We start from the raw sequence: 9,876 nt of genomic DNA, 5'->3' as shown, positions 1-9,876 counted from the left end.
ACTTCACGAAAGAGGCGTATCAACCATCTACTTGGGCTACACCCTCAACATTGCTCAGGATAAGGGCAATAAGTTCACTGTGAATTTGTGGTCTTATCGTAAACTCATGGAGGTCATAGAGCTGAAGGCTCAAGAATACGGTATGAGAGTGTTTGAGGTCATTGAGTACAACACCTCAAAGTATTGTGCTTATCATGGCGTTGAGGTCACTAGGGATCCAAGGGGAGTAGTTAATTGCCCCTTGGGTCATAAGCTTCATTCGGACCTAAACGGCGCATTGAATATCTTGAAGAAGGCTACCGGCATAGTGATCTCAGCAATAAAGAAGCCTTTGTCGTTTATCGTGGATCATAATCGAGTAGCGCCCTTAATGGGGCGTAACCCTCTAGACCTCGGGGAGCCCTCGCCAAATGGCGGGGAGGAGGTCAGATTCCTTTTGTTGCTGGATGAGGTCAATTATTTTTGGTCAATATGTTTCGGAAAAATTATTAACCCATGTTGTTGACGTTTCATGAATGTCGGATAAGCTAAACGACTTGTTGGCGAGGAGGGGGTTTTATTGGCAGAGCTTCGACGCATATAAGGGTATGGTTGAGGCCGGTGGATTCTATGATTATGGTCCCCTCGGCGTTGGCTTAAAGAGAAATATAATGAATAAATGGTACAAGACATTCATTGTGCCTTATATGGATTTCACGATAGAGGTAGAGACCCCAATAATTATGCCCAAAATAGTCTTTGAGGCGAGCGGGCATCTAGAGAATTTCACTGATTTTCTAGTTACTTGCAATAAATGTGGACGTAAGTATAGGGCCGATCATTTGGTTGAGGATGAGTTGCGTAAGAAGGGTGTTAAGATAAAGACCGAGGGACTTGATGAGCATCACCTTGATGAATTGATTTCGCAGTATGAAATAAGGTGTCCAAATTGCGGAGGCGATTTAGGTAATGTTCAACGCTTTAATCTGCTGTTTCAGACAGTTATTGGGCCATATAGCAATAACCTCGGTTTCATTAGGCCTGAAACTGCGCAGGGAATGTTCATTGATTTCGCCAAGCTCTATGAATTATCGAATAGACGATTACCGCTAGCGGTGGCTCAGATGGGCAAGGTTGGGAGAAACGAGATATCTCCAAGACAGGGATTAGTCAGGTTACGGGAGTTCTCCCAGATGGAGATAGAGTTATTCTTTGACCCACAATCACCGTCTTGTCCTCACCTAGATGACGTGCGGGACGTCAAGATACGCATATTGCCGGAGACCGATGTGGCGAAGGGCCTCGACACTCCACATGAGGTAGGCATAAAGGAGGCTGTTGAGAAGGGGTACATAGTTAATGAGTGGATGGGGTTCTATATGGGGTTAGCCACCGTATTTCTAAATGAGCTAGGGGTTCCCCTTGATAAGCAATTATTCATAGCTAAATTACCGGAAGAACGGGCTCATTACGCTAAGGCTGTTTTCGATCAAGTGGTTTTAACAGATCGATTCGGTTGGCTAGAAGTCAGCGGCCACGCGTATAGGACTGATTATGATTTATCTAGGCACGCCAAGTATAGCGGCCAAGACCTGAGCGCGTATAGAGATCTAGAGACGCCGCGCATCGAGAAGATCGTGAAATTATCCCCGAATCCAGTCAAGATAAAGGAGAGGTTTGGGAGCGATGCGGGAAGGATAATTAAGTACATCCATGATAATGCGGAAAAGGTATTAAATGACATAGAGACAATCGGCAAGTCCATTTTCGGGGAATTCGAGATAACGAGGGAATTAGTGTATATAAGCGAGCAGGAAAGGAAGATATTTAGGGAGCGATTCATGCCTCACGTGATAGAGCCATCGTTTGGAATAGATAGGTTATTGTACGTCACGCTAGAGAACGCCTATATGGAGAGGAACGGTAAGCCACTGCTTAAGTTACCCCCTGATATAGCTCCAATAAAGGTCGCCGTGCTTCCATTAATTAAGAAGGATCCATATCCAGCAATAGGTAAGAGAATCTGGTCCATGCTTGTATCAAATGGGATAGAGGCGGTCTATGATGATGGCGACACAATAGGCTCAAGATACGTTAAGTATGATGAGGAGGGAGTTCCATTCGCAATAACCATAGATGACCAAACGCCCAAGGATGGCACGGTCACATTAAGGGATAGGGATACCACGGCACAGGTAAGGATATCAATCGATTCATTGGTGAGCGATATCTCATTAAGAATAAATAGGAAAAGAACTATCCCCACCTAACTACCTCAACTTGAAAGATCTTCGCTCAAAATAGATAAAGGCAAATACTTCCTTAATACGTTATAGACATCAGGGAGTCTCCTTATGGGAATGGGATCAATTCACTTGAAGGCCTTCGGATTTTCAGGGTTAATAGATAAATTGCATGCGGGGAGAGAGGTCTTTAATGAGCGAGGAACAGGGAGACATCATAATGGAGGGGAGTTATGTTCTTTTGTTTTTTAGTGATACCATTAATTACGTGGTTAAGGCGCGTCGAGACTCCATCTTCAATACAATAAGGGGCCGCATTAAAGGCGATCAAGTGGTTGGGGCGCATTATGGCGATAAGGTCTCCACTAATCTGGGCTACGTCTTTACTCTGAGCCGACCGGATATAGTTGACATATTGATGAAGCAGCGCCGAGCGACTCAGCCCATATATCCCAAGGATGCGGCCATAATAATAATGTACTGCAATATAATTCCCGGATCCACAGTCTTGGAGGCAGGTATGGGAAGCGCTTACCTGACCAGCATGCTTGCAATGCATGTAATGCCGACCGGCAGAGTAATTACGTATGAGAGGAATGCGAATTATATAAGGATCGCTGAGAAAACATTAAGGGAAATGGGGGTGCATCAATATGTGGAGATACGGAATCAAGACCTAGCCGACGCTAAATTAAGTGAGCTTTACGATGCAGCAATCCTAGATGTGGCTGAACCATGGTCTTTATTAAATACCGTAGTGAATTCACTAAAGCATGGCTCCAATGTGGCGGCATATGTTCCCACGATAGGGCAAGTTGAGAAGACAATCAGCAAAATGGTTGAGTTGGGATTAATAAGGATTCAATTATTTGAATCCATATTGAGGCCTTGGAAGACCGTTCCTGGGGAGACTAGACCTCAAATGTGGATGCTGGGGCACACTGGCTTTATAATAATAGGCAAAAAGCCCTAATGACCTCCTCCCCGCCCTAAAGGGCAAGGCTTGTTGTTCGTTTTATCATACTCGCGAGAGCGGCGGAATTATAGTGTTGGGCTTCACTATGGATCCAGGGGATATAACTGAATTGGCGCCGATGCGTACATTGTTCCCAATTATCATGCCTAACTTCCGTCTCCCAATATTTCCCGCCTCTTCATGGTGCATAGTTAGCGTTACTACGCCTGGCTCCATTACGCTGTGTTCCCCAATTATTGATGATCCAATGAAGGATCCTCGTCCAATTGTTGAGTATGGCTGTATTAATGACTCGGTTATCTCAACGCCGGCCCCGATTATGCTGCCTTCCTCGATTGATGCATAGTTACGCACTAATGCGTTTGTTCCAATATATGCCTTCCTACCGATATAGGCGGGTCCCCTTATTGTGGCGTTGTGATCTATTGTGGCTTCATCATCTATTATTACTACTCCCTCTATTGATGCTTTGCTTGATATGGAGGCCCTCGCGCTAATCCTGCTTTGGCTTAATGAGCTGAGCTCGTTTCGAATAACGGCCAGGAGATCCCAGGGATGCTTTACATCTATCCACCAACCGCTCCATAACGCGGCTCCCCCTCCTGACTTACTTAGTAAATCTATGAAGTCGCTGCTCGATATTTGAGCTAAGTGCTCGCCCTCTATCGCTAAGGCCCCGGCAAGCACGTAGCCTGGTTGATGCTCATTGCTTCTGATGGCGGTACTTATTCCTTGCCCCTCTGTTAGATTGATCTTAATATACCCGGCCGCATCCTCTATAGGCACCACTAGTGCAGTTAGTGAATTGCCGCTTCCAATATGGGTATCCAGAAGTAATCTGTAGGCATCCATGGGCATTACTACATCTCCATAAGCTATTATCACGGTAGTGCCCTTTAAGGAGTATTGAGCAACCTCCCTTAAAGCATCTGTCTCATTGTCTCCATACTTCACGTAATCTATCTCGGATTCATCTATAAGTTGCTGATTAGATGCTATTGTTATTCTTCGGATTCCTAAGTTTCTTATGGCATCAATGGGGTACTTTATCAATGGCTTACCCAATATGTTGATCAGGTACTTGGATTTGCCGTTGCCCATTAATGGCTGCATATCTATGCCTAGGCCTCCCCCTAGTACCACGGCCCATATGCTTCTCTGCATCTTACTCCACCGTCACCGTCTTAGCTAAGTTCCTGGGCTTATCCGGATCAAGGCCCTTAGACACAGCGGTATAATAGGCAAGTAACTGCATTGGGATTGCGTAAACCATGGTTGCAGCCGCCGGCTTCTCTATGTTTATCGGAATGGTCACATCGAGCAGCTTCTCCATTCCATTACTTAATGATTTCGGAACAATACCTATCGTATATGCATCCCTCGCCCTCATCTCCATTATATTGCCCTCCATAGCTTCATTATACTCATCATTAAATATCGTGAAGACCACTGGAAACGCCTTTTCAACTAACGCTATAGGGCCATGCTTGCTCTCGCCCGCAGGGTAGGCCTCTGCATGTATATAGGCCACCTCCTTCATCTTGAGCGCTCCCTCCATGGAGATGGGTAACCCAAGTCCCCTTCCCAAGTAGTACATGCTGCTTGCCTTAGATATATCAATGGCTAATCGCTTTATACGCGCCTCGTAATTGGCTAGAGTTAATTGAGCTAAATCAGGCACTTGCTCTAATTGATTAATGGCGTCATCCAACTCACTTAATTGAATTAAGCCTCGCGCAGCCGCCGTATTCATTGCCAGCATTGTCAGCACCATTAATTGGGAAGTAAATGTCTTGGTTGCGGCGACCCCTATTTCTGGTCCTGTTCTAGTGTATATGGCAGCATGGCTCTCCCTGGGTATCGCACTATCCATTACATTGGAGATAGCTATTATCTTGACCCCAGCAGCCTTCAACGCGCGAAGGGCTAGAAGCGCATCTATGGTTTCCCCCGATTGAGATATAACTATGGCGGTATCTCCCTCGCCGGCGAGTTTAACGTATTTGCGGTACTCGGATGATGTGAATGAATGAACATCCATGCCTGCGATTGTGGTAAGCAGGTACTCGCCCACTAAACCCGCATGTAGGGAAGTGCCGCTGGCAGTTATAAATATGCGGCGCGAATCAGCCAGTTCCTTACCTATCTTATTCATGGCCTCCTTCTCTATCCCGGCTAATGTATTCCTAAGCGCTATTGGTTGCTCATGTATCTCCTTCAGCATGAAGTGTGGATACCCCTCCTTGCTTGCCATTTCGGGGCTCCAAGTAATATGGCGGATCCTCTCCTCAATATTAATGGGGACTCCGCCTCTCTCCACGTGTGCAGTGGTTGGCGTCACAAATCCATATTCTCCATCGTTTATCACCACAATGGTATTGGTGTACTCGAGAAACGCAGGTATATCGCTGGCAATGAAGTTAGCTCCAGAGCCAAGCCCTATGACTAGGGGCGATATGTTCCTCACGAAGAATAATTTATCCGGTTCATCCCTTATTATAGTCACCAATGCATACGCTCCCTTTAAGCTCGCAATAGACTTCTTGAATGCCTCAAATGCATTCGCTCCACTTCTTAGATTCTCCTCTATTAAGTGGGCAATAACCTCGGTATCGGTCTCGCTCCTAAACACGTGACCCCGCCGCTCTAGTTCTGCCTTAAGTTCACGATAATTAGAAATGATTCCATTATGCACAACTGCTACGCGTCCCTCGCAGTCTATATGTGGATGAGCATTCTCGTCGCTTGGCTTTCCATGTGTGGCCCAACGAGTATGGCCTATTCCGATCATGCCATCCAACTCGCTGAATTTAATCCTTGAATCTACCTCTCCTATTTTTCCACGTCCCTTCCTTACAATCAATGTTTTGCCGTTAATAACGGCGACGCCCACGGAATCATAACCCCGATATTCAAGCCTCGTTAGGCTTTTTTTCAGTAATCTACCAAGTGGCTCCCCAAGGCCATTAAAGGAGCAAACGCCTATTATGCCGCACACGCATTCTTTTAAAGACCTAATTAATAAACGTTACGTGATGAGGGATCAACAAACCGATTAATGAGGAGACTCACATGGACTTATCATGATTGAAACGCGATTACGCGGCTCCGTTGTATTGAGGGCATCATTGTTCGCCTTGTTCCTTTAGAAGAAGGTCTCTTGCCTCTTGTTTTTTATGGAGAATTAATAAGGCTATTGTTGAAATGGAAATGATGCCTATCATTATGAACGATATATCTATTCCCCTTATAAATAACGATTTATCGCGATACCCCAATGACGTGGTTAAGCCAAGGAATACATTGCCTATTAGCTGTATTGGTTCCACGGTGGCCAGCACAGCAAATACTACAGCTGTTCCCACGGCCGACCCTAGGTTCAACATGAGGATCCTCAGCCCAGCCGCAATACCCCTTTGAACGGGTTCTACTGAGAGCATTATTGAGGTATTATTAGGAGTATAGAATAACCCCATTCCTGTTCCCCCCATTACCATGGCTATAAGCATGAAGACAAGCGGGAGTGGAGACATAGCTAGGACAAAGGATGCTGTGCCTATTAATGATGATCCAATTGATTGAATAGTATCGCTATTAATGTATTTTATGAGTTTAGGCGAGTAAAAGCTTGAGAGGCCCATGGCTACGGCGTAGGGAGTCATTATTAAGCCAGCCTCCAGAGGCGTATAACCAGCGGGGCCCTGCAGGTAAAGCACCAATAATAGGATTAATGAATATCTAATAATGGAGTTTAGCAATGTTGATGTAATGGCTAGGGAGAACCTCTTGTTGCTGAAAATATTGGGATTAATCATTGGTTCCCTTGCTCTCCCTTCTATTAATATCAGCATTACCAATAAAATTAAGGCCGAAATCGGCATTGATGCATCCTCTCCGAGCCATCCAATTATTGGTCCAAGGGTTAGGTAAGCTATTAGGATAATCATTAACATGGAGAAAATAATTGAGCCCAGCCAATCCATCTTTATGTTGCGGCCACTAACCGAATCGCTGGGCAAGCTCTTCACCGATATTAGGTAACCCAGAATTGCTATTGGTGCATTAAATAAGAAAACTAGTCTCCACGTTAATTGAGTTAATGCTCCCCCCAGTATTGGACCGATTGCAGTGCCCAGACCAACCACGGCAGCATTTATTCCCATTGCTCGCTGAAGCTCAACTCCTTTGAAATTATCCGTTATTATCGCTAAACTATTCGAGAAAAGACAAGCGGCGCCTGCTCCTTGGAGTATTCTAGCCACTAATACTAGCAATGAATTAGGACTTACTCCGGCCAATAAGGAGCCAATGAAGAAGATTAAATAGCCGATACTGTATATATTTTTTCTTCCCCTTACATCGGAGTACTTGCCCAGCACCGGGGAGAGGACTGCCAATGCTATTGAGTATGCCGTTAGCACCCATATCACCAAGAAGAAGCTCATCTTTAAATCAATCATCATTGATGGAAGCGCTATTAAGAGCGATGTTGAATTTAGAACCGATAGGAAGGAACCCAAACTAGTGATCACTAGAACTATATTGCCCCTACTCATATAACGACACCAACCGCGGCTCATTACGGCAATAATCAGCGAAGTAAGTTACTTCCTTAGTTGTTGGAGGAAGCGGCATGGATTTATCATTTGACATATATTTATAAAAATTTCTTTCCTAAACGCCAGAATAAAGGATTAGGTTGAGAAGCTAGCTATTAGAGTGGTTATCTTATCCACGTACTCCCTGAAAATCCTCAATATATCTCTGGACGTCACGACGCCCACTAATTCACCATTATCTATAACGGGCAGTCTCCTTATTCCTTTCTGTGCCATTAGCGTCGCAACTTGATCCGTAGGAGTATTTGGATCAATATATGTAAGCGGCTTGGTCATTATATCCCGCAGCAATACCTTGCTGGGATCAATGCCCTTAGCCACTATTTTGCTCACATAATCCCACTCCGTCACTATTCCGACGGGCTTCCCCTCTTCTCTAATTATTAGGAAACCCACGTGATCCTCCGCCATTATTTTAGCTCCATCCAGAGCCGTTAAGCCCCCATCAATCTGCTTAGTGTACTTCTTCATTATATCCTTGGCATAGAGAACCATATAATCCCAAGATGCTTAGGACATTATTAATGTTTTCCCGGAATAAGCAATGAAGCAAATAAGATTTAGGATTGGTGGGGCCGCCGGGATTTGAACCTTCCCCGGGCAACGTGGCCCGACCGGGACCTCACGGGATCGGGTGGGCAGCTAACTCCACATAGGGATAATGCGAGTTCCTATTAAATTTTATCCCAATGACCCCACGCCTAAAACAAGGATATAAACCCTAAGACTTTGAGGAAATCCTTGCCCCTCAAAACCTTCGGGGGAGGGGATTAGATTTTTTGTTGCCTAAATTGCATGAATGGGCCCTCTTTGTCGAGGCCCAATTAGGGTTTAGGATACATTATCCTTTTTTAGTAGGTATTTCCCCATCATGGATTCTATGAATTGTTTGTATTCATTATTGATTAATGGATCGCTTGATTTACATGCCAATTCATATTGACTATGTAGTGCCACTAATCTTAACAAGGCAGCTCTCGCCTCATTAAATAACTCCAGCGATTCTTCATGGAGCGATGCCTTTCTGGAATTAAGCCTTATTAATTCCTGCCTTATCTTAATCGCATCATTACAGTCCTCCACACTTATTCACCTCATTCATTAATTTCCTATACATGTTCTCTATTGCAGTTAAGTCATTGGCATAGCTCGCTATTAATTCGTTGTATTCATCAATGTCTTTCAACAATTCATCCCTATAATTTAAGAGCTGCCTTACCTCATCTTCGCAACTCATAATCGCTCAGCCTCCATGCTTCTATAAAGCATTTCCCTATCGCTCCTTTGATAATCCTTTAATATGGGTCTTATCGACCTGTATCTTGTTACCATCGATGGATCTATGTCCACGGTAACATAATCCTCATCATAATACTTGGCCTTAATTATGACTTCGCCAAGCGGATCAACGGCGTGGCTTCCGCCGAAGAATCCCAACCCATCATATTGGCCCACCGTGTTTACGTATACTGTATAAACGACGTTTTCCATGGCTCGCGCCCTCATGAATGCCTCGAAGTGATTTTTACTCATATCCGGCGCCGCACTTATGTATACATGTATCTTTGCGCCCCTTAGCATTAGGCTTCGGGAGACTTCAGGATAGAACGCATCGTAACAAATAGCTAGGCCCAGCCTCGTTCCATTTATATCAAACACCGGAGCATCCTCCTCGCCGATCCCAAAGTAACGCGCCTCATCAAATACGCCATAACTCGGCAAGTGCCTCTTACGATATTTAGCTATTAATCCATTTGGTCCAACCACTATTGCGGCATTATATATCACATCGGTAACTTCATCTCGCTCCCCCATTCCAGTTATTACTGTGCATCCGGTTTCTGCGGCAGCGGCCGTGAGCGTTCTAATTATGTTGCCATTTATTGGTTCTGCCATATTAAAGTGAAGATCGCGAGACATGTAGCCCGGCAAATATAGTTCAGGAGTAACCACCACATCCCCATTGCCGCAATTAGCCTTCACATAACTTACCAATCTATCCAGGTTATAATTGACATCGCCTAGCCTACTCTTCGCTTGAAATAAGTGAAACCTCATG

At 44.8% G+C, this 9,876-nt stretch carries 9 protein-coding genes; 3 read left to right on the top strand and 6 right to left on the bottom strand.

The annotated features are described in order from the left end of the window. The first annotated feature begins 31 nt into the window (after nt 1–31). From AT710_07870 to AT710_07860, 3 genes are all read left to right on the top strand, one after another. On the top strand, nt 32–505 hold the full coding sequence (locus AT710_07870) for a hypothetical protein (GenBank protein KUO90963.1): 474 nt from the start codon (nt 32–34) through the stop codon (nt 503–505). 10 nt (nt 506–515) lie between these two features. After that, a complete protein-coding gene (locus tag AT710_07865; protein KUO90962.1) occupies nt 516–2,249 on the top strand; it encodes a glycine--tRNA ligase in 1,734 nt (577 codons plus the stop codon). Nucleotides 2,250–2,415: 166 nt separating this feature from the next. Continuing rightward, on the top strand, nt 2,416–3,195 hold the full coding sequence (locus AT710_07860; GenBank protein ID KUO90961.1) for a hypothetical protein: 780 nt from the start codon (nt 2,416–2,418) through the stop codon (nt 3,193–3,195). 45 nt (nt 3,196–3,240) lie between these two features. Here AT710_07860 and AT710_07855 read toward each other — a convergent pair whose 3' ends face one another. The 6 genes from AT710_07855 to AT710_07830 all read right to left on the bottom strand — a co-directional run bounded on the left by AT710_07855 (nt 3,241) and on the right by AT710_07830 (nt 9,875). Beyond that, nucleotides 3,241–4,362: a hypothetical protein gene (locus AT710_07855; protein ID KUO90960.1), complete on the bottom strand. Its 1,122-nt coding sequence runs from the start codon at nt 4,360–4,362 to the stop codon at nt 3,241–3,243. A gap of 1 nt (nt 4,363) precedes the next feature. Beyond that, a complete protein-coding gene (locus AT710_07850; protein KUO90959.1) occupies nt 4,364–6,196 on the bottom strand; it encodes a glutamine--fructose-6-phosphate aminotransferase in 1,833 nt (610 codons plus the stop codon). A gap of 127 nt (nt 6,197–6,323) precedes the next feature. Then, complete coding sequence (locus tag AT710_07845; protein ID KUO90958.1) at nt 6,324–7,754, bottom strand: hypothetical protein; 1,431 nt, start codon at nt 7,752–7,754, stop codon at nt 6,324–6,326. A gap of 138 nt (nt 7,755–7,892) precedes the next feature. Continuing rightward, nucleotides 7,893–8,312, bottom strand: coding sequence for an inosine-5-monophosphate dehydrogenase (locus AT710_07840; protein KUO90957.1), 420 nt, complete (start codon nt 8,310–8,312; stop codon nt 7,893–7,895). Nucleotides 8,313–8,648: 336 nt separating this feature from the next. Further along, nucleotides 8,649–8,900 (bottom strand): hypothetical protein, encoded by a 252-nt coding sequence (locus tag AT710_07835; GenBank protein ID KUO90956.1) that lies wholly within the window; start codon nt 8,898–8,900, stop codon nt 8,649–8,651. Between the two features lie 150 nt (nt 8,901–9,050). Further along, nucleotides 9,051–9,875 (bottom strand): nitrilase, encoded by an 825-nt coding sequence (locus tag AT710_07830; GenBank protein ID KUO90955.1) that lies wholly within the window; start codon nt 9,873–9,875, stop codon nt 9,051–9,053. Nucleotide 9,876 lies beyond the last annotated feature (1 nt).

Source organism: Thermocladium sp. ECH_B, from assembly GCA_001516585.1.
Classification (GTDB): domain Archaea; phylum Thermoproteota; class Thermoprotei; order Thermoproteales; family Thermocladiaceae; genus Thermocladium.
Note: the sequence above shows the minus strand (reverse complement) of the source record. Positions and strands in the feature narration are given on the sequence as shown.

Coding starts and splice junctions, on each gene's coding strand:
- AT710_07845 (KUO90958.1), bottom strand. CDS start 7,754: ATGAGTAGGGGCAATATAGTTCTAGTGATCACTAGTTTGGGTTCCTTC.
- AT710_07855 (KUO90960.1), bottom strand. CDS start 4,362: ATGCAGAGAAGCATATGGGCCGTGGTACTAGGGGGAGGCCTAGGCATA.
- AT710_07830 (KUO90955.1), bottom strand. CDS start 9,875: ATGAGGTTTCACTTATTTCAAGCGAAGAGTAGGCTAGGCGATGTCAAT.
- AT710_07865 (KUO90962.1), top strand. CDS start 516: ATGTCGGATAAGCTAAACGACTTGTTGGCGAGGAGGGGGTTTTATTGG.
- AT710_07860 (KUO90961.1), top strand. CDS start 2,416: ATGAGCGAGGAACAGGGAGACATCATAATGGAGGGGAGTTATGTTCTT.
- AT710_07840 (KUO90957.1), bottom strand. CDS start 8,312: ATGGTTCTCTATGCCAAGGATATAATGAAGAAGTACACTAAGCAGATT.